General features: G+C 63.0%; 19 protein-coding genes. 8 read left to right on the forward strand and 11 right to left on the reverse strand.

The annotated features are described in order from the left end of the window. Positions 1 to 46: 46 nt before the first annotated feature. The 7 genes from PG898_RS05375 to pspA all read right to left on the reverse strand — a co-directional run bounded on the left by PG898_RS05375 (position 47) and on the right by pspA (position 5315). Positions 47 to 385, reverse strand: coding sequence for a 4a-hydroxytetrahydrobiopterin dehydratase (locus tag PG898_RS05375; protein ID WP_171273942.1), 339 nt, complete (start codon positions 383 to 385; stop codon positions 47 to 49). Positions 386 to 433: 48 nt separating this feature from the next. Further along, the gene (gene phhA / locus PG898_RS05380) at positions 434 to 1228 is read right to left on the reverse strand and encodes a phenylalanine 4-monooxygenase (protein WP_161507252.1); all 795 of its coding nucleotides are present in this window, start codon (positions 1226 to 1228) and stop codon (positions 434 to 436) included. Positions 1229 to 1448: 220 nt separating this feature from the next. Then, positions 1449 to 2480 (reverse strand): YcjF family protein, encoded by a 1032-nt coding sequence (locus PG898_RS05385; RefSeq protein ID WP_270824448.1) that lies wholly within the window; start codon positions 2478 to 2480, stop codon positions 1449 to 1451. A 30-nt stretch (positions 2481 to 2510) separates the two neighbouring features. After that, on the reverse strand, positions 2511 to 3917 hold the full coding sequence (locus PG898_RS05390) for a YcjX family protein (RefSeq protein WP_270824449.1): 1407 nt from the start codon (positions 3915 to 3917) through the stop codon (positions 2511 to 2513). Between the two features lie 76 nt (positions 3918 to 3993). Further along, positions 3994 to 4398 carry an envelope stress response membrane protein PspC gene (gene pspC, locus PG898_RS05395; protein WP_043131979.1) on the reverse strand — a complete coding sequence of 135 codons (405 nt, stop codon included), beginning with the start codon at positions 4396 to 4398 and terminating at the stop codon, positions 3994 to 3996. Then, positions 4395 to 4631 carry an envelope stress response membrane protein PspB gene (gene pspB, locus PG898_RS05400; RefSeq protein WP_005300084.1) on the reverse strand — a complete coding sequence of 79 codons (237 nt, stop codon included), beginning with the start codon at positions 4629 to 4631 and terminating at the stop codon, positions 4395 to 4397. The genes pspC and pspB overlap by 4 nt, the downstream gene beginning before the upstream one ends. Positions 4632 to 4634: 3 nt before the next feature. Then, entirely contained in the window at positions 4635 to 5315 is a 681-nt protein-coding gene (pspA, locus tag PG898_RS05405; RefSeq protein ID WP_041205885.1) for a phage shock protein PspA, read from the reverse strand. Between the two features lie 195 nt (positions 5316 to 5510). Here pspA and pspF point away from each other — a divergent pair, with 195 nt between their 5' ends. From pspF to PG898_RS05435, 6 genes are all read left to right on the forward strand, one after another. After that, the gene (gene pspF, locus PG898_RS05410) at positions 5511 to 6554 is read left to right on the forward strand and encodes a phage shock protein operon transcriptional activator (RefSeq protein ID WP_043131981.1); all 1044 of its coding nucleotides are present in this window, start codon (positions 5511 to 5513) and stop codon (positions 6552 to 6554) included. Positions 6555 to 6714: 160 nt separating this feature from the next. Further along, complete coding sequence (gene sapA, locus PG898_RS05415) at positions 6715 to 8310, forward strand: ABC transporter substrate-binding protein SapA (protein ID WP_270824467.1); 1596 nt, start codon at positions 6715 to 6717, stop codon at positions 8308 to 8310. Positions 8311 to 8386: 76 nt separating this feature from the next. After that, positions 8387 to 9346, forward strand: coding sequence for an ABC transporter permease (locus tag PG898_RS05420; protein ID WP_043131985.1), 960 nt, complete (start codon positions 8387 to 8389; stop codon positions 9344 to 9346). Between the two features lie 44 nt (positions 9347 to 9390). Beyond that, the gene (locus PG898_RS05425; protein WP_005325348.1) at positions 9391 to 10284 is read left to right on the forward strand and encodes an ABC transporter permease subunit; all 894 of its coding nucleotides are present in this window, start codon (positions 9391 to 9393) and stop codon (positions 10282 to 10284) included. 120 nt (positions 10285 to 10404) lie between these two features. Continuing rightward, positions 10405 to 11403 carry a peptide ABC transporter ATP-binding protein gene (locus tag PG898_RS05430; protein ID WP_005325353.1) on the forward strand — a complete coding sequence of 333 codons (999 nt, stop codon included), beginning with the start codon at positions 10405 to 10407 and terminating at the stop codon, positions 11401 to 11403. Positions 11404 to 11638: 235 nt separating this feature from the next. Continuing rightward, positions 11639 to 12424: a peptide ABC transporter ATP-binding protein gene (locus tag PG898_RS05435; RefSeq protein WP_005325357.1), complete on the forward strand. Its 786-nt coding sequence runs from the start codon at positions 11639 to 11641 to the stop codon at positions 12422 to 12424. Positions 12425 to 12569: 145 nt separating this feature from the next. On the opposite strand, the gene miaE is transcribed toward PG898_RS05435, so the two are convergent. Together miaE and PG898_RS05445 are read right to left on the reverse strand one after the other, a co-directional pair. Then, positions 12570 to 13328 carry a tRNA isopentenyl-2-thiomethyl-A-37 hydroxylase MiaE gene (gene miaE, locus PG898_RS05440; protein WP_043131987.1) on the reverse strand — a complete coding sequence of 253 codons (759 nt, stop codon included), beginning with the start codon at positions 13326 to 13328 and terminating at the stop codon, positions 12570 to 12572. Between the two features lie 128 nt (positions 13329 to 13456). Continuing rightward, positions 13457 to 14470: a LacI family DNA-binding transcriptional regulator gene (locus PG898_RS05445; RefSeq protein ID WP_270824450.1), complete on the reverse strand. Its 1014-nt coding sequence runs from the start codon at positions 14468 to 14470 to the stop codon at positions 13457 to 13459. Between the two features lie 249 nt (positions 14471 to 14719). Between PG898_RS05445 and ascF the strand changes: the two genes are divergently transcribed. Together ascF and PG898_RS05455 are read left to right on the forward strand one after the other, a co-directional pair. After that, a complete protein-coding gene (gene ascF / locus PG898_RS05450) occupies positions 14720 to 16174 on the forward strand; it encodes a PTS cellobiose/arbutin/salicin transporter subunit IIBC (RefSeq protein WP_043132091.1) in 1455 nt (484 codons plus the stop codon). A 33-nt stretch (positions 16175 to 16207) separates the two neighbouring features. After that, positions 16208 to 17638 (forward strand): 6-phospho-beta-glucosidase, encoded by a 1431-nt coding sequence (locus tag PG898_RS05455; RefSeq protein WP_043132093.1) that lies wholly within the window; start codon positions 16208 to 16210, stop codon positions 17636 to 17638. Between the two features lie 103 nt (positions 17639 to 17741). Here PG898_RS05455 and purF read toward each other — a convergent pair whose 3' ends face one another. Further along, on the reverse strand, positions 17742 to 19262 hold the full coding sequence (gene purF, locus PG898_RS05460; protein ID WP_005325371.1) for an amidophosphoribosyltransferase: 1521 nt from the start codon (positions 19260 to 19262) through the stop codon (positions 17742 to 17744). 18 nt (positions 19263 to 19280) lie between these two features. Then, positions 19281 to 19772 carry a CvpA family protein gene (locus PG898_RS05465; protein WP_005325372.1) on the reverse strand — a complete coding sequence of 164 codons (492 nt, stop codon included), beginning with the start codon at positions 19770 to 19772 and terminating at the stop codon, positions 19281 to 19283. Positions 19773 to 19883 lie beyond the last annotated feature (111 nt).

Below are 19883 nucleotides of genomic sequence, written 5' to 3' on the forward strand. Positions count from 1 at the left end.
CCCCGTTTTCACCGGGCAGGCCCTGTTTCTTCGCGTCAAGCCGCGGTTACGTCATCAACTCGTCGGTGCGCGCCGCCATGATGAAGTCGTTGCGGTGCAGGCCGCCTATCTTGTGGGTCCACCAGCTGACGGTCACCTTGCCCCACTCGGTCAGGATCGCCGGGTGGTGGAACTCGGCCTCCGCCAGCTCCCCCAACCGGTTGGTGAAGGCCAGCGCCTCCTTGAAGTTGCGAAAGGCAAATTCGCGCCTCAGTTGCAGCTCGCCGTTCACCACCAGGGGCTGCCAGTCGGGGATGGCGTGCATCAGCTCGCTCAGCTCCTGCTCGGTCACCCTGGGGGCATCGGCGCGGCACGCTTCGCACCGTTGGGTTGCCAGTTCAGACATTCGGGACTCCTTTCATCAATCATGTTGTGGAATGGGTTGAAAACGGGTTCAGCTCGCCTGCCGGCCAGGGGCCGGGGCAAAACGGGGCGGACGCAGACCGAGGCGACGGGCCTCGGCCACCGCCGCCATGATCTCCTGTGGCCCCAGACGGTAGAGACACGCCAGGTTCGGCAACACGAAATAGGTGGGCTGCATGATGTCGATACGATAAGGGGTGCGCAGCACCTCCAGCAGATCAAAAGGTTGCAGCACCGGTTGCCCGGAAAGGGCATAGGCGGTCTCGCCGATGGAGGAGAGGATGCCGCCGCCGTAGATGCGCAGGTCATCGCCCTCCTGCACCAGCCCGAACTCCACCGTGAACCAGTAGAGCCGCGCCAGATAGACCCGATCCTCCTTGCTGGCGTTCAACCCGAGCTGGCCATAGAGGTGGGTGAAGTGGGCGAAGGCGGGGTTGGTCAGCATGGCGCAGTGGCCGAAGATCTCGTGGAAGATGTCGGGCTCCTGCAGGTAGTCGAGCTCGTCCCGGCGGCGGATGAAGGTGGCCACCGGAAACTGGCGATCAGCGAGCAGGGCAAAGAAGCGATCGAAGGAGATGAGGGCAGGCACGGCGGCCACCGACCAGCCGGTGACGGGGGTCAGGGCGGCGTTGATCTCCCCCAGTTGCGGGATGCGATCCCGAGGCAGTGCGAGCCGAGCCAGCCCCGCCCTGTATGCGTCGCAGGCCTTGCCCTCGAGCGCCGCGAGCTGGCGCGCGATCAGGATCTGCCAGGTCCCCTGCTCTTCCTCCGAGTAGTGGATGACGCCCTGCTCGTCCGGTTGGTGTGCTGTGTAGCTACTTGCCATGATCCCTGTCATCTCCTGCCCCTAGAGGCTCCTTGTCGTTGCTCTTCAGGATCACTGTAACGGCTTGCCCATCAAAAAAGCAGCCGACCCCGAGGTCGGCTGCCTGCCACAGATGTAAATAATTTGTGACATCCAAATCTACTTTCCCGGGGCGCTGTGGTGGCGCAAACGACCCGCACGGGGAGAGATCAGGCAGGGTGATCCCCGCCCTTGAATGGCACTATGACTTGCGAAGATAGCCCGCCAGCTGGCCGACAAGCCGCTTGCGCAGCTCCCCGAGCCTGGGTTTCTCGTCCGCACACCAGGGCAGCGGGCGGCACGCCTCTATGGTGCGCAGCCCAAGGCGAGTGGTGAGCAGGCCGGCCCCCACCCCTTGCGCGGCGCGGGCGGAGAGCTTGGCGGTCAGCTCGGCCCCCAGCAAGTCCATCCCCACCTCGGTCACCAGCTCGGTGGCGCCGGCATAGAGCATGTTGCGAAACACCTGGCGGATGAGGCGAATGCGGCTCCAGTAGCCGAGCTCGATGGCGTAGACATCGGCGATGTCCTCGATCATCCGCAGGTTGCGCCAGAGCATCAGCATCATGTCGACGGTGGCGAGCGGGCTCAGGGCCACCAGCACCGCGGCCTCCCCGGACCACTTGGCGACCCGGGCCTGGGCGAGTTTATCCCGCTCCCCCAGCACCAGCTGGCTGTAGAGGGTCAGCACCTCCCGATCGCTGTGGCTCTCATCGAGCTGGGCCAGCCAGGTGCTATATCCCTCCCGCCCCTTGTCGCAGCTCTTCTCGGCCAGGGCCTCGCAGAATGCCTGCCCCTGCCCCACCCCCTGATGGGCGAGCAGATCTTCGGCCCTTGAGCGCACATCCTGGCGCCGCTTGAGGGTGCGCAGCCGCAGCCACTCGCGCCCGACCACGCCGGCCGTGCCCACCGCCACCAGACCCGAAGCCAGCAGCCAGGCGCCGCCCCAGAGCGGGGTGGTGAGAAACTGGTCGTAGAGAAAGGCGCCAAACTGGCCCAGGGAGAGCAGACCGACCGCCCCCAACCCCCAGGCCAGCAGGCGATGACGACGGCGAGGCCTGACAGTGAGCGCGGGTTCGACCTCGGTGAGCTCGTCCAGCGCCTCGAGTCGCTCGAAGCTCTCCTCTTCCAGCCGCTGGGCCGGTGCCGGGGGCGGCGTCTCGCTCGCCACCGACAGGGTCGGCTCCAGGATCACCTTGCCTTGCAGCGGCACCTTCTGTGTTGTCTGATCGTTCATCTTGTTGTCTGCTCCTTGGTGCGGCGCCGGTTATTCGAGGTGATCCCCGAGCAAGAACTCCAGTGCCGCGTCCAGCCGGATATGGGGCAGCGCCTGATGGGCGCTCATGGGCATGGGGCGAAATGCCTGAAAATCGAAGCCCTGGGTGTTCCACCACTGAACGGGTGGAATATGGGGTGGCACCTCCCCCGGGAAGAGCAAGAGCGGCTCCCCGGCGAGGCTGGTGCCGCGAATGGCCGGGAACTCGCGACCATTCGCGACCCCCTTGCCCACCTCGGTGGCTTTGATGGCGGCCAGCGCCAGGCATTCGGTCTCTATCCCCTCGAAGCGGGCCTGACCCCGGCCGCTGCTCACCAGATGCTGGAGCAAGGAGACCAGGGGCGCGTGCTGCTCCGGGGTGACGTGATCGGCCTTGCTCGCCACGAACAACAGCTTGTCGATGCGTGGGGAGAACAGCCGGCGCCACCAGTTGCTCTTGCCATAGGCGAAGCTTTCCATGATGCGGGCGATGGCCTGCTGCATGTCACCAAAGCTGGCGGCCCCGGCGTTGAGGGGCGCCAGGCAGTCCACCAGCACTATCTGGCGATCGAAGCCTGCGAAGTGCTGCTCGTAGAAGCCCTGCACCAGATGCTGCTTGTACTGCTCGAAGCGCTGCTTGAAGGTGGCGTAGAGGGTGCCATCGGCGGGCTCCCGGGCTGGCTTGTCCCACACCCAGGGCACGAATTGCAGCAGCGGCGCCCCGGCATACTCCCCCGGCAGCACGAAACGGCCCGGCTGGATGAGGTGCAGCCCGAGCTCCTGCTTGCAGGCATGCAGATAGTCGGTGTAACGGGCCGCCAGCTCGCTCGCTGGCCGCTCCTCGAAGGCTTGCTCGGCCTGCCAGCCGGGGGTCAGCCAGTCGGCGGCCAGGGCCTGCAGCTCGGGGCGACGCAACTGGTTTGCCACCTGCTCGCTCCACTGCTCGTAGCTCAGATCCAGCAGCGGCAAGTCCAGCAACCACTCGCCTGGGTAGTCCACCAGATCCACATAAAGGGTGGAGATCTCCCCCAGGTGCCGGCGCAAGGGGTGGCGGGTGCGGTAGCGGATTTCCAGGCGCACTTCGGCCACCCCACGTGTCGGCTCTGGCCAGGCGGGGGGATCACCAAACAGGGCATCGAGGCCCCGCTCGTAGGGGAAGGTGGGGATGTGGGCGTTTTGCTGGGGAACCCGGCGAGCACCGAGGATCCGCCCCTGACGATGGGCATCCCACAGGGGCAGACGGCCGTCGATGGCGGCGTGCTCCAGCTGGTTCACCAGCGCCGTGATGAAGGCGGTCTTGCCGCTGCGCGACAGGCCGGTGACCGCCAGCCGGATGTGGCGATCCCTAGCCCGGTTCACCACCTCAAAGGCTTTGTGCTGAAGCACAGACCATGACTGTTCGAGTTTGTTGCGTATCAAGGCGGGTCTTTTTCTCCTGTCACAGCCGAACCATGGGGATAAGGGCCGGGGCCATGGCCCCGCAGCCCTGTGGTACTCAGAGTTTGCTGAACTCGCGCTGCAGGGTGAACTCCTTGGAGGTCACCAGCTTCTCGAGACGCTGCACCCTAGGCTCGAGCGCGTCTAGCTCCTGGGCGATGCGACCGAGCGCCTGATGGGGGGTGACACCGGCCTGCCAACTGCGCGCCTTCATGCGCACCTCGGCAAAATCGGCATCCTCCTGGGCGTAGAGGGTAACTGGCTTCTTGTCGAGCAGAAACCAGGCGGCTATGTAGGCGGTGAAGGTGATGAAACCGGCGAAGATGAGGCCGCTGATGGCCAGCAGTCGCACTATCCAGGTCTCCACCCCGAAGTAGTCGGCAAGGCCGGCGCAGACCCCGGCTATCTTGCCGCGCTGGGGATCACGATAGAGGTTGCGCCCCTCTTTGCTCCACTGTGTCATACCTTGTTCCTCCAGCCCGGCACTTCCGCATCCAGAATCGACTCCAGGGCCCCGACTCTCTCCTGCATCTTCTCGGCACGCACCAGCAGCCCCTGCAGCTGTTCACGCTCGCCATCGGCAAGACCGGCGCCAATGCGTCCCTTTGCGCGGTAGTGCAGCACAAGCCAGATGGGGGCCACCACCACCATGAAGACCACCATGGGAACCATCAATACACCCAGCAGATCTTCCATCTGTTACTCCCCCTGTTTCGGCGTGGTATCGCCTTGACCCAACTTCTGGCGCATGGCCTCGAGCTCTTTGCTGATTTGATCGTCCGCTTCCAGCTCGGCAAACTGCTGGGCCAGCGCCTTGTCGGACTGTCCCAGATCGGCACGGGCTTCCATCTCGTCGATGCGACGCTCCATGCGCTCAAATTTGCTGACCACGGCCTGGCTGTCGCCACGGGCCACCTGGCTTTGCACGTTCAGGCGGCTGCTGGCCGCTTCGCTGCGAATGGCCATCGCCTTCTGGCGGGCACGGGCGTCTTCGAGCTTGGCTTCCAGCTGGCGGATCTCGTCGCCCAGCTTGTCGATGCCGCTGTCCACCGCCTGCTGCTCGCGATAGAGCGCCTCGGCCAACTCGCTCTGCTTGTTCTTCTCTATGAGGGCGGCACGGGCCAGATCCTCGCGCCCCTTGGTCAGGGCCAGCTCGGCCTTGGCCTGCCATTCGTTCACCCGCTCCTGATGGCGGCTGACCTGACGGCCGATCTCTTTCTGGTTGGCGAGGAAGCGGGCCAGGTTGGAGCGCTCCTTCACCAGTTCATCTTCCATCTCCTGGATGATCAGGCGCACCATCTTCTGGGGATCCTCGGCCTTGTCGAGCAGGGACGTCAGATTGGAATTGATGATGTCGGCCAGGCGGGAAAAAATACTCATGGTTCTACTCCTGTGATGGGCATTGGGTTGTTTCTCCATTGACAATGGCAACTTGTGTGCCAATCTGGAACAATAATTAACTTGTTGATTTATATGGGCACTCTCCATGAGTTTCAAGATGCCCGGAACAAGAGATGATAAAAATAACCAACTTTTGGTAAGATTAACCAGATTTTTCAACGAACAGGGATCAGGATGACCACGGCCACGGAAAGTCTGTTGGGTGAGTCCAACGCGTTTCTAGAAATCATCGAGCAGACCTCGCGACTCGCCCCCCTGCGCAAACCTGTGCTGATCATCGGCGAGCGGGGGACCGGCAAGGAGCTCATCGCCCACCGCCTACATTATCTCTCGGATCGCTGGGATCAAAGCTTTGTCACTATCAACTGCGCCACCTTGAGCGAGAGCCTGCTGGAAACCGAGCTGTTCGGCCACGAGGCGGGCTCCTTCACCGGCGCCGCCAAGCGTCATCAGGGCCGGTTCGAACGAGCCGATGGCGGCACCCTGTTCCTCGACGAGCTGGCCACCACCAGCGCCCGGGTGCAGGAGAAGCTGCTGCGGGTCATCGAGTACGGTGAATTCGAGCGCGTCGGCGGTGCCAAGGCGCTCAAGGTGGATGTGCGCCTGGTGTGCGCCACCAACGAGGATCTGCCGCAGCTGGCGGCCCGGGGACAGTTTCGTCACGATCTGCTGGACCGGCTGGCCTTCGATGTCATCACCCTGCCCCCGCTGCGGGAGCGACGGGAGGACATACTGATGCTGGCGGAGCACTTCGCCCACGGCATGACCCGGGAGCTGGGGTATCCGTTGTTTGCCGGCTTCTCCCGCAAGGCGACCCAGTTGCTGCAAGACTACCCCTGGCCCGGCAACGTGCGCGAGCTCAAGAACGTGGTGGAGCGCAGCCTGTATCGTCAGGGCAACCCGCAGTTGCCGCTCTCGGAGCTGGTGATCAACCCCTTCGACTCCCCCTGGCGCCCCCGGACCGGCACCCCGTCCCCGGTTGCCAGCGAGGCGGCCTCGACAAGCGGCCCCCAGGCCATCAGCCTGCCGCTGGATCTCAAGGGGGCGGTCGCGGAGTACGAGATTAATTTACTCAAGCAAGCGATGCAGCAATCCCAGTATAATCAGCGCAAAGCCGCCCAATTGCTGACCCTGAGCTACCACCAGTTCAGGGGCATGCTGCGTAAATACCAGCTGCTCGACGGGGATGATAACAATGGCAATGCGGACAACGACTGACCCCGAGCCATCCCCCTTCAGGAGCCAATGCCAGCTGCTCGAGGGAATTGACGAACGGGATGTTCGCACATCCCGATGGGAGTCCCTGCCCGACAGGATCCCGCAACGCGCTCGCCCTCTGGCGGGCAACTCTGTCTGAAAACATGGTTCCAACATGAGAATGCTCACACCACTGCTGCTCAGTCTCCTGGTACTGGTCACCGGCTGTCAGAAACAAGACGATGCCTCCAGGACCGGGCTCATCTATTGTGCCGACGGGGCGCCCAGATCCTTCAACCCGCAGCTTGCCAATGCCGAGGCGACCCTGGATGCCAGCGCCCGCCCGCTCTACGATCGCCTGCTCGAGGTCAATGCCAATACCCTCAGCATCGAGGGGGGCCTCGCCACCCACTGGCGCAGCAGCGAAGATGGCCTCTCCTATACCCTGACCCTGCGCAAGGGCGTGACCTTCCATCACACCCCCTGGTTCAATCCGACACGCCATTTCAACGCCGACGACGTGTTGTTCACCTATCATCGCCTGTTGGACGAACAGCATCCCTTCCACCGCATCTCGGGTGGCGAGTACCCCTATTTTCACAGTCTGGGGCTGACCAGCCTCATCAAGCGGGTCTACAAAAAGGGCCCCCATGAGGTGGTGTTCGAGCTGAACCGGCCGGATGCCTCCTTCCTCGCGACCCTGGCCAGCGACTACGCCATCGTGCTCTCGGCCGAATATGGCGAGCAGATGGACAAGGCCGGCACCCCCGAGTTGCTGGACAGCCAACCCATAGGTACCGGGCCCTTCAGCTTCAAGGAGTACCGTCACAACGAGTTCGTGCGCTACCTGCGCCACCCTGGCTACTGGGGCGGCGAGGCGAAGATTGAGCAGCTCATCTACGACATCACCCCCAAGTCGTCCAAGCGGCTCGCCAAGCTGTTGACCGGCGAGTGCGACGTGATGAGTACCCCCTCCGCCAGCCAGCTGTCGGTGATCGACAGGGACGCTCACCTCAACCTGTCGGTACAGTCGGGCATGAACGTCGCCTTCCTCGCCCTCAACACCCGCAAGGCCCCCTTCAACAAGGTACAGGTGCGCCAGGCGCTGGCCAGCGCCATCAACGTGCAAAACCTGCTGCAGGCGGTCTATTTCGAGACCGGCCAGCCTGCCGCCAGCCTGCTGCCGCCGCTCTCCTGGGGCTACAACCCCTCCCTGACCCAGCGCAAGCCAGACCTGACGCTCGCCCGTCAGCTGCTCAGGGATGCTGGCTACCCGAACGGGTTCGAGATGCAGGTACTGGTGCAGCCCGGTGCCCGCCCTTACAACCCGGACGGCCTCAAGACCGCCCAGCTGATGCGCAGCGATCTCGCCAAGATAGGGGTGAAGCTCAAGATAGTGCAGCAGGCCTGGCCGGTCATCGAGACCCGGCTCGCCAAGGGACAATATGACAGCCTGCTCTCCGGCTGGATCGCCGACAACGCGGATCCGGACAACTTCTTCCGCCAGTTGCTGAGCTGCGCCGCCGTCGAGCGGGGCAACAACTACAGCCGCTGGTGCAGCCCCGCCTTCGATCAACTGCTGGACGATGCGGTAACCACCCCGCAACTCGCGTTCCGCTTGCGCAACTATTACTATGCCCAGTCGCTGCTCAACGAACAGTTGCCGCTCATCCCGCTGGCTCATGCCCTGCGCACCCAGGTGAGCCGCAGCGACATCCAGGGGCTGACCCTCATGCCCTTTGGCGGCACCACCTTCAACCAGGCCCATCGGGAGTGAACATGGCTGACATCCATCCCACAGGTGGCATCTGGCCTCCCTTCCCATCGACGCACCCGCACGCGGAGGCATAAGCATGTTTTTTTATATTCTGCGCCGCATCACCCTGCTGGTGATCACCCTGCTGGTGCTGACGCTGGGGGCCTATCTGCTGGAGTTTCGCCTCATCGGCCAGGTGCTGGACTTCTGGCACGGCTATCCTGACTTTCTGCAGCGCATCGTCGAAGGGGATTTCGGCCTCTCCAGCGTCTCCGGCCTGCCGGTGCTGGACGAGATCCGCCACTACTTCCCGGCGACCCTGACCCTCTGTCTCGCGGCCTTTACCATCTCGCTGCTGGTGGGGATCCCGCTCGGGACCCTGGCGGCCCTCTATCAGGGGCGCGGTCTGGATCTCTCCATCATGGCCGCCGGCCTCATCGGCTACGCCGTGCCCGTCTTCTGGCTGGCGCTGCTGATGGTGATGTTCTTCTCCCTGGATCTCGGTTGGCTGCCCTCTTCGGGTCAGATCAGCCTGCTCTACGACGTTCCCTCCATCACGGGGATCGCCATCGTCGACGTGCTGATGAGCCAGGAGCCCTGGCGCGAGGCGGCGCTGCATGACGCCCTGCGTCACCTGGTGCTGCCGTCTCTGGTGCTAGCCGTGGTGCCCACCACAGAGGTGATCCGCCACGTGCGCAGCTCCCTCATCGACGTGATGAAGCAGAACTACATCAAGGCCGCCGCCAGCCGCGGCCTCTCCCGCCGCCAGATCGTCTGGCGCCACGGCCTCAAGAATGCCCTGCCGCCGGTGTTGCCGCTGCTCGGCCTGCAGCTCGGCAGCGTGCTCACCTCCGCCATGATCACCGAGGTGGTGTTCGACTGGCCCGGGATCGGCCGCTGGCTGGTGAGCAGCATAGCGCTGCAGGACTATGCCGCCATCCGCGGCGCCTTCCTGGTGGTGGCCAGCTTCGTCATCTTCATCAGCGTCAGCACCGAGTTGCTGACCACCATCATGTATCCGGCACGACGCAAAGAACTCTATGCAAAACAAGACTGAACTCGCTTATTGCCTGAACTGGGGCCAGGGCTGGAGCCTGCATCATGCACGATAAATCGAACATCTATCCGGAGCTCAAGATCCTCTCCCCCCTGGAGCAGACCTGGGCCTCCTATCGCCGCAATCCGCTGGCCATGGGGGGGCTCTGGTGCTTCGGCCTGCTGCTGCTCATCACCCTGGTGGGCCCCCTGGTGGTGCCCTACGGCATCGATGATCAGCACAGCGGCCGCCTGCTGCTGGCCCCCTCCTGGGCCAGCACGGGGAACATTGACTACTTCCTCGGCACCGACGATCTGGGCCGCGACATCCTCTCCCGCCTGGTGGTGGGGGCCCGCCTCACCTTCGGCAACGCCTTGCTGGTGGTGGTGATAGCGCTCCTCGTCGGCTCCGCCATCGGCATCCTCGGCGGCATGAGCAAGGGGGTGAAGTCGAGCGTGCTCCATCACCTGCTCGATACCCTGCTCTCCATCCCCTCCCTGCTGCTGGCCATCATAGTGGTCGCCATCCTGGGGCCCGGGCTGTTCAATACCCTGATCGCCATCACGCTGGCATTGATACCGCCTTTCATCCGGGCGACCTACAACGCCGTCCACGCCGAGATGCAGAAGGAGTACATCATCGCAAGCCGCCTTGACGGCTCGCCCCCCTTGCGGATCATGCGTCTGGCCATACTGCCGAACATAGTGGAAACCCTGGTGACCCAGACCACCCGCACCCTCTCTGCCGCCATCCTGGATATCTCGGCGGTGGGTTTCCTCGGCCTCGGGGCCCAGTCACCCCAGCCGGAGTGGGGCGCCATGCTGGCGGATTCGAGCGATCTCATCTATCTGGCCCCCTGGACGGTGACCCTGCCGGGCATGGCCATCCTGTTCAGCGTGCTGGTGACCAACCTGGTGGGTGAAGGCATTCGCGAAGCGCTTAAAGAGGGGAACGACTGATGGGGGTATCATTGAAGAGAGGCAGCCTCATGGTTCCGGGTTCACGCCGGTACAGCGTTCAGGCCCAGCCGTCACGAGCCGATACAGTCACCCTCGCGCCGTTAAAAGGGGGAAATCATCATGCCCTTGCTTGATATACGCAACCTGACCATCGAGATCGACACTCCCCAGGGCAAGGTCAAGGCGGTGGACAGGGTCAGCCTGACCCTGAACGAGGGGGAGATCCGCGGCCTGGTAGGAGAATCGGGCTCGGGCAAGAGCCTGGTGGCCAAGGTGATCGTCGGCATCCAGAAGGACAACTGGACGGTGCGTGCCGACCGGATGCGCTTCAACGACATGGACTTGCTGACCATGGCCCCCAAGGAGCGGCGTCGCATCATGGGCCGCGAGATCGCCATGATCTTCCAGGACCCCATCAGCTGTCTCGACCCCTCGGAAGAGATAGGCACCCAGCTGGAAGAGGCCATTCCCACCAGCGCCTTCGCCGGCAAGTTCTGGCAGCGCTTCCAGTGGCGCAAGAAGCGGGCCATCGCCCTCTTGCACCGGGTCGGGGTCAAGGATCACCGCAAGGTGATGCGGGCCTATCCCCACGAGCTGTCGGACGGCATGTGCCAGAAGGTGATGATCGCCATGGCCATCGCCAATCAGCCGCGGCTGCTGGTGGCGGATGAACCCACCAGCGCCATGGAGTCCACCACCCACTCCCAGATCCTGCGGCTGCTGGACAAGATGAACAAGCTGGGCAACACCACCATCCTCATCATCAGCAACGACATCGCCGCTATCGCGAACCTGACCGACACCATCAACATCATGTACTGCGGCCAGATGGTGGAGGTGGGCACCCGGGATCAGATCCTCGAATCCCCCCGTCACCCCTATACGGATGCCCTGCTCAAGTCCATTCCCGACTTCGACAAGCTGGTGCGCCACAAGTCCCGGCTCGAGACCCTGCCCGGGGTGATCCCCCCCCTGCAGCACCTGCCCATCGGCTGCCGCCTCGGCCCCCGCTGTCCCTATGCCCAGAAGCAGTGCGTGCAGACCCCGCTGATGAGCAAGGTAAAGGGACACCAATTTAGCTGCCACTTCCCCTTGAACATGGAAGAGCCGAAGAAATGAGCCCGAGTCATCACCAGCCCATGCCCAATCAGCAAGGCCAAGGGACATCCATTTCTAAACTGCCACTTCCCCTTGAACATGGAAGAGCCGAAGAAATGAACCCGAGTCATCACCATTCCATGCCCAATCAGCTAGGCCAAGGGACATCCATGCCCCAGCTGCCACTTCCCCTTGAACATGGAAGAGCCAAAGAAATGAGCCTGAACGTGAATGTTGTCATGAAGGAGCCAAGCCTGTGATCGAACCCGCCCTGTTGCAGGTCAGGGGCCTGTGCAAGACCTATCAGAACCGCACCGGCCTGTTTCGGCGCCAGGCGGTGGAGGCCATCAAGCCCCTGTCGTTTGATCTCGGGGTGGGCCAGACCCTAGCCATCGTCGGGGAGGCAGGCTCGGGCAAGAGCACGCTGGCGCGGATCCTGGCCGGCATGATAGAGCCGAGCGGCGGCGAGATCGCCATCGAGGGGCAGCCCCTGGTTCACGGTGACTATCAGACCCGCTGCAAGCTGCTGCGGATGATCTTCCAGGACCCCAACACCTCGCTCAACCGAAAAATTCGGGTCGGCCAGATCCTGGAGACGCCGCTGCGCCTCAACACGGCCCTGAGCGAGGAGGAGCGTCGGGAGAAGGTGATCCAGACCCTGCGCATGGTGGGCATGCTGGCAGATCACGCCCTCTTCTACCCACAGATGCTCTCCGCCGGTCAGCAGCAGCGGGTGGGGCTGGCGCGTGCGCTGATCCTCAACCCGAAAATCGTGGTCGCGGATGAGGCGCTCTCCACCCTGGACATCTCGGTGCGCTCCCAGATCATCAACCTGCTGCTGGAGATGCAGGAGACCATGGGGCTGAGCTATGTGCTGGTGGCCAACGATCTGGGCATCGTCAGCCACATCAGCGACGAGGTGCTGGTGATGCACGAGGGCCGGGTGGTGGAGCGCGGCAAGACCTTGCGGGTCTTCGCCGATCCCCAGCACGACGTGACCCGCCGCCTCATCCAGAACTACAACAACGAATACCGCCGCTGATCCCCAGCCGTTCCCCCTCAGGCCCATGGGCCGGGCATAAAAAAACCCGGCCTGATGTCACATCAGTCGCCGGGGGATTGCGCTCAAAAAAGTGATTGCGTCGCTCGTAGTAGGAACACCGAGATAGTAGGCAGCCCCTCTGGGCTCAACAACTGTCAGATCTGACAGGCAGGCCGCTATGGAACCTGAATTGCGGGTCCGGTGAGCAGATAAGCTCGGCCTCGAGACGACCAAAGAAGGCGATCCGCTCGCTGATATCCTCCCCGGCATATTGCTCAGCCAGTGCCAGATAGTCCTGGTAGTGGCGCGCCTCCGATCGCAGCAGGGAGACATAGAAGCGGCCCAGCTCCTCGTCAAGGTGAGGGGCAATCTTCGCAAAGCGCTCGCAGGAGCGCGCCTCTATGTAGGCGCCGATGATCATCTTGTCCACCACGGCCGCCGGCTCGTAGGTGCGCACGTGGGCCAGCAGGCTGCGGGCATAGCGGGAGGCGGTGACGGGGCCGTAGGGGATGCCGCGGGCCTGCATGATCTCCAGCACCTGCTCGAAGTGGTGCAGCTCCTCCTGAATGAGCCGCACCATGGGGAACAGCAGGGGATTGCGTTCGAGCTCGGCGAACACGCTTCTGTCGGACTCGCCCATGGTGCGTTTGCCGAGGATCTCGGCCTTCTCGGGGATGGCGTCCAGCTCACGGTAAAATTCGAGCTTGGGCAGCAGGTGCCGCTTCTCCTTGGGCAGGCAGTAGCGGCGCACCAGGCTGTGGGCCGTCAGGGCGGCCTTGTTCTCGCAGTTGGCGTGATCGATGAGCAGGGTCGGCAACTGGGCGGGGTCCCGCGCCATCTCCACCCACTCATCCGGGGTCTCGCAATACAGGAACTGGCGAACGGGGGCTAGCAGGTCATCCATCTGAACTCTTGTACTCTCTGGTTGGTCTTGATTGGCATATTTTGATGCGGCTTGATACGGCGGGCGAAGCCCGCGAAGGGGGCCCATGCTAACGGATCCCGCCCCGCCTGCCCAGCACAGAGGCAGCCTCACTCCAGCAGGCGTTTGAGGGAATCGCGCCGGACCAGCTTGCCACTGAAAGAGGGCAGCGCCTCGGGCTCCCCCTCCTCCACCATGGTGATCAGCCGGCTGATGGTCTCCTGGATCATCTCGGTCACCGGCATCTTGACGCTGGCCAGCGACGGAATGACGTAGGGAGCCAGGGCGATGTCGTCGAACCCCACCACGGAGACCTGCTCCGGCACCGACACGCCGCACTCGTGCAACTGCTTGATGGCACCGATCGCCATGTCATCATTGCTGGCGATCAGGGCAGTGAAGCTCATCCCGCGCGCCAGCAGGGTCGAGACGGCGGCCGCGCCGCAGGCGGGCGTCCACTTGCCGGGGGCGATCAGCGCCTCTTGCACGGGAATACCGTGCAGAGCAAGGGCCTCGCGGTAGCCGGCGAGGCGCTCCATGCCGGTGGGGGAATCCGCCGAGCCCGTGATGAAGGCGATGTCGCTGTGCCCCATCCCGACCAGCCTCTCCACCACGGCCGCGGCGGCAGCCTGCTGATCGGAGTAGACGCAGTGCGCCGGGTGGCGCCGCAGCCGCCGGTTGAGCACCATGATGGGCTGGGAGTGCTGCTCGATGAGCTCGTCCATCTCCTCGACGCTGAGAAAACGCGGGTAGATGATGACGCCGTCACAGCGGGAGTCGAGCAGGTACTGGATGGCCTGTCGCTCCTCCTCGGCGCTGTGCTTGCCGTCGGCCAGGATCAGCTGGCGGCCCCGATCTTCGGTCAGCCGCGCCGCGTGGGAGAGCAGCTCGCTGAAATAGACGCCGTGATAGAGGGTGTTGGTCACCACCAAGCCCAGAGTCTGGGTGTTTTTGGTGGCCAGCTGCCTGGCCAGCAGGTTGGGGCGATAGCCGCTCTCCTCTATGGCCTGGAACACCCGATCCCGGGTCTCCTGACTGGTATAACCATTGCCCGACAGTACCCGGGAGACAGTCGCCTTCGACACCCCTGCCCGCTTCGCCACCTCCAGCATAGTCGTCATCATCTTCCCCTCTTCTCGACGGGCCGCAGTGTACTGCACGGGACCCGCTTGTGCTAACGAGAATGGGCGCAGCCCCCCCTTTCAGTGATCCCATTCACGCTTCTGCACAATGGCGGTGCGACCGTCTTGTCTGTGAGTATGAAACTGAGCATGCTGTGTGGAACCGGTTCCACAATGCAGTTTCATTCCCGTCCTTCCCGTCGTCAATGACGGGGTTCGACAGGCCTCATTTGGTAAAAAGGATACGATTAGATGTCAAAGAACTACGCGGCCCTGGCCGGCAAGGTCATCACGGCCCTCGGCGGAACCGGCAACATAATCGCCGTGACCCACTGCATGACGCGCCTACGCTTCGTGCTGCAAGACCCCACCCAGGTGGACAGTCCAATGCTCAAGGCCACTGCCGGGGTACTTGGGGTGGTCAGCAGTGATAACCAGTGCCAGGTGATCATCGGCAACATGGTCTCCCACGCCTATCGCGAGGTGCTTGCCCAGTTGCCGGAAGGCGCACAGGGAGACGTGCCAGCGGCCAAGCCAGGTTTCAGCCTGCGCCGCATGGGCGCCGCCATCCTCGACGCCCTGATCGGCACCATGTCGCCGCTCATCCCGGCCATCATCGGTGGCTCCATGCTCAAGCTGCTGGCCATGGTGCTGGAGATGACCGGCGTGCTGGAGAAAGGTTCCTCGACCCTCACCATACTCGCGGTGGCCGGTGACGGCGCTTTCTTCTTCCTGCCCCTGATGGTGGCCGCCTCCGCCGCCGTCAAGTTCAAGACCAATATGTCGCTCGCCATCGCCATCGCCGGCGTGCTGGTGCACCCCAGCTTCATCGAGCTGATGGCCAGGGCCGCCGAGGGTGAACAGGTGACCTTCGCCCTGATCCCGGTCACCGCGGTGAAATACACCTACACAGTGATCCCGGCCCTGGTGATGACCTGGTGCCTCTCCTACATAGAGCGCTGGATCGATCGCATCACCCCGGCGGTGACCAAGAACTTCTTGAAGCCCATGCTGATAGTGCTGATTGCGGCGCCGCTCGCCATCCTGCTCATTGGCCCCATCGGCATCTGGATTGGCACCGCCATCTCGGGCCTGGTCTACACGGTCCACGACTACCTGGGCTGGCTGTCGGTGGCCATCATGGGCGCGCTCTGGCCTCTGCTGGTGATGACCGGCATGCACCGCGTCTTCACCCCGACCATCATTCAGACCATCGCCGAGACCGGCAAGGAAGGCATGGTGATGCCCTCTGAGATAGGCGCTAACCTCTCCCTCGGCGGCTCTTCCCTGGCCGTCGCCTGGCGCACCAAAAACCCCGAGCTGCGCCAGACTGCACTGGCGGCGGCCGCCTCCGCCATCATGGCGGGGATCTCCGAACCTGCCCTCTACGGCGTCGCCCTGCGATTGAAGCGCCCCCTCATCGCCAGCCTCATCAGCGGTTTCATCTGCGGCGCCGTCGCGGGCATGGCCGGGCTCGCCAGCCACTCCATGGCGGCCCCCGGGCTCTTCACCAGCGTGCAGTTCTTCGATCCGGCCAACCCCATAAGCATCGCCTGGGTGTTCGCCGTGATGGCGCTCTCCGTGGTGCTCTCCTTCGTGCTGACCCTGGTGATGGGCTTTGAAGACATACCGGTACAGGAGCAGGCACCCCAGACGCCAGCCCAGGCCGACGCGGCCATGCCGGGCCAGCCGGCCACCAGCCTGTGAATTCAAATCATCCGACATGACAAGAGGTAACCGATGTCGATAACCAGATTTCCCCAGGATTTCCTCTGGGGCGGCGCCCTGGCCGCCAACCAGGCGGAAGGCGGCCATCGCGAGGGGGGCAAGGGGCTGACCACGGTCGACATGATCCCCCATGGCGCCAACCGCATGGCGGTCAAGCTTGGCCAGGAGAAGCGCTTCACCCTGCGGGATGACGAGTTCTACCCAAGCCACGAGGCCATAGATTTCTACCACCGCTACAAGGAAGACATCGCCCTGATGGCCGAGATGGGCTTCACCGTGTTTCGCACCTCCATCGCCTGGAGCCGGCTCTACCCGAACGGCGACGAGCAAGAACCCAACCCCGAGGGCATCGCCTTCTACCGGGCGCTGTTCGAGGAGTGCAGAAAGTACAACATCGAGCCCCTGGTGACCCTGTGCCACTTCGACGTGCCCATGCACCTGGTGGTGGAGTACGGCTCCTGGCGCAACCGCCAGATGGTGGACTTTTTCACCCGCTATGCCCGCACCTGCTTCGAGCAATTCGACGGCCTGGTGAAGTACTGGCTCACCTTCAACGAGATCAACATCCTGCTGCACAGCCCCTTCTCCGGCGCCGGCCTGGTGTTCGAGAAAGGGGAGCACCAGGAGCAGGTCAAATACCAGGCCGCCCACCACGAGCTGGTCGCGAGCGCCCTGGCGACCCGAATTGCCCACGAGGTGAACCCGGCCAACCAGGTGGGCTGCATGCTGGCGGGGGGCAGCTTCTACCCCTACTCCTGCAAGCCGGAAGATGTCTGGGCCGCGCTGCAAAAGGAGCGTGAGAACCTGCTGTTCATCGACGTGCAGGCAAGAGGCGCCTACCCGGCCTATGCCGCCCGGGTGTTTCGCGAGAAGGGGATCCAGCTCGTCAAGGCGCCGGAGGATGATGAGATCCTCAAACACAGCGTCGATTTCGTCTCCTTCAGCTACTACGCCTCCCGCTGCGCCTCGGCCGACATGAATGCGGGCAACACCAGCGCCGCCAACGTGGTCAAGTCCCTGCGCAATCCCCACATCGAGGTGAGCCAGTGGGGTTGGGGCATAGACCCCCTCGGCCTTCGCATCACCATGAACAGCCTGTACGATCGCTACCAGAAACCCCTGTTCCTGGTGGAGAACGGCCTGGGAGCCGTGGACGAGATCAACACCTATGGCGAGATAGAGGACGACTATCGCATCGACTACCTGCGCGCGCACATCCGCGCCATGGGGGATGCCATCGAAGACGGGGTACCGCTGTTGGGCTACACCAGCTGGGGCTGCATCGATCTCGTTTCCGCCTCCACCGGCGAGATGAGCAAGCGCTACGGCTTCGTCCATGTGGACAGGGACGATGCCGGCCAGGGCACCCTGGCGCGCAGGCGCAAGAAGTCGTTCTGGTGGTACCAGAAGGTCATCGCCAGCAACGGGGAAGATCTGGCCTGAGGGCCGCCCCGCAGAGTAAGGGGCGGCTTGCGACAGAGACAAAAACAGAGATGGGGGCCCGGGCCTCCATCTCTGTTTCATGTCGACGACAGTCAGAAAACGTTTAACTGCCTTCGTTGAAGATCTCCAGGTTGCTGGTCCCTTCCTGCCACTCGCGCACCGCCTTGTTGTCGTCGCTGCGCAGGGCGTTCAGGTGGTCCAGATAACCCTGATCCACGTCCGAGGTCACGTAGTGGCCATTGAACACCGAGGTCTCGAAGTGGCGCAGCTCGGGGTTGATCTCCCGCACCGCCTCTTCCAGATCTTCCAGATCCTGGAAGATCAGGCCATCGGCGCCGATCAACTTGCACACCTCTTCCACTTCACGGCCATGGGCGATCAGCTCGTTGGCGGTGGGCATGTCGATGCCGTAGACGTTGGGGAAGCGGATTTCCGGTGCCGCCGAGGCGAAATAGACCTTGGCCGCCCCTGCTTCACGGGCCATCTGGATGATCTGCTCGGAGGTGGTGCCACGGACGATGGAGTCATCCACCAGCAACACCTTCTTGCCCTTGAATTCGGAGCTGATGGCGTTGAGTTTGCGACGCACCGACTTCTTGCGCTGGGTCTGGCCCGGCATGATGAAGGTACGACCTATGTAGCGGTTCTTCACGAAGCCCTGACGGTAAGGCAGGCCCAGGGTATGGGCGATTTCCAGCGCCACGTCACAGGAGGTTTCGGGGATGGGGATGACCACGTCCACGTCGAGATCTTCCCACTCCCGTGCAATCTTCTTGCCCAGCTTGCGGCCCATGTTGAGACGGGCGGCATAGACGGAGACCTTGTCGATGCACGAATCGGGGCGCGCGAAGTAGACGTACTCGAAGATGCAGGAGCTCATCTGCGGGTTTTCCGCACACTGCTCGGAGAAGAGCTGGCCCTGCTCTGTGATGTAGATGGCCTCGCCCGGAGCGACGTCACGCACCGTCTCGAAACCGATGGCGTCAAGCGCCACGCTCTCGGAGGCGAGCATGTACTCCACCTGGCCCTGCTCGTCAGCGCGACGACCCAGGATCAGCGGGCGGATGCCGTTGGGATCGCGGAAGCCGATGAGACCGTGGCCAATCACCAGCGAGACCACCGCATAGGCGCCGCGGATCTGCTGGTGCACCTTGCGCACCGCAGAGAAGATGTCTTCCGGCCGCAGCGCCATCTTGTCGCACAGATCCAGCTCGTGGGCCAGCACGTTCAGCAGCACTTCCGAATCGGAGGTGGTATTGATGTGGCGGCGGGCCACCTTGAACTGCTGCTCCTTGAGATCCTTGGCGTTGGTGAGGTTGCCATTATGGGCCAGCACCATGCCGTAGGGAGAGTTCACGTAAAAGGGTTGGGCTTCAGCGGCACTGGAGCTGCCTGCGGTGGGATATCTGACATGTCCTATGCCGATATGCCCCTTCAGTCGCTGCATGTGGCGCACTTCAAACACATCCTTCACCAGGCCGTTGGCCTTGCGTTGCCGGAAGTTTCCACTGTCAATGGTCACGATCCCGGCGGCATCCTGTCCCCTGTGCTGCAACACCGTCAAGGCGTCGTAGAGGGCCTGATTGACGGGGGTGGTGCCAACTATACCGACAATACCGCACATGTCTTTGCTACCTCGAAGTCACTGTACCTGTTGAAGAAAACTGGACGAGTTCAGCATGAACCCGAAAAACCACTGGATCACCGGCTTGAACTCGGGAACCAGTTTGGACGCCACCCACCAGTCGCTCTGGGAGAGGCTGGTGAAGGTATCCATGAAAAACAGCAGGGCACTGACGATCAGTACCCCGCGAATGGCGCCAAAACAGACCCCCAACACTCTGTCGGTGCCGGAAAGTCCCGTCTTTTCCACCAGCAGGCCCACCACGTAGTTGACCACGCTCCCCAGGATCAGGGTCGCCACGAACAGGGCGGCGATGGCGAGGCCGTTGCGCACCATGGCGTCGGAGAAAGAGGTGAAGTAGACGGCGAGATCCGGATAGAAATGGCTGGCAATGAAAAAGGCGACGAACCAGGTGACGAGGGACATGGCTTCCTTCAGGAAGCCGCGCACCAGGCTGATGAGGGCAGAGAAACCGACGATGCCGATGATGGCGTAATCAATCCAGACCATAGAAAAAGATGTCCTGCGAAATTGCGGCGCAGTCTAACAAAAACGATTGCGCAATGCTTGATAAAAATGTGTTAAAGGTTCAACTGAGCGCCGAAAGAGACCACTCTCGTC

Origin of the sequence: Aeromonas sp. QDB31 (genome assembly GCF_027707605.1) — a bacterium.
Lineage (GTDB): Bacteria > Pseudomonadota > Gammaproteobacteria > Enterobacterales > Aeromonadaceae > Aeromonas > Aeromonas media.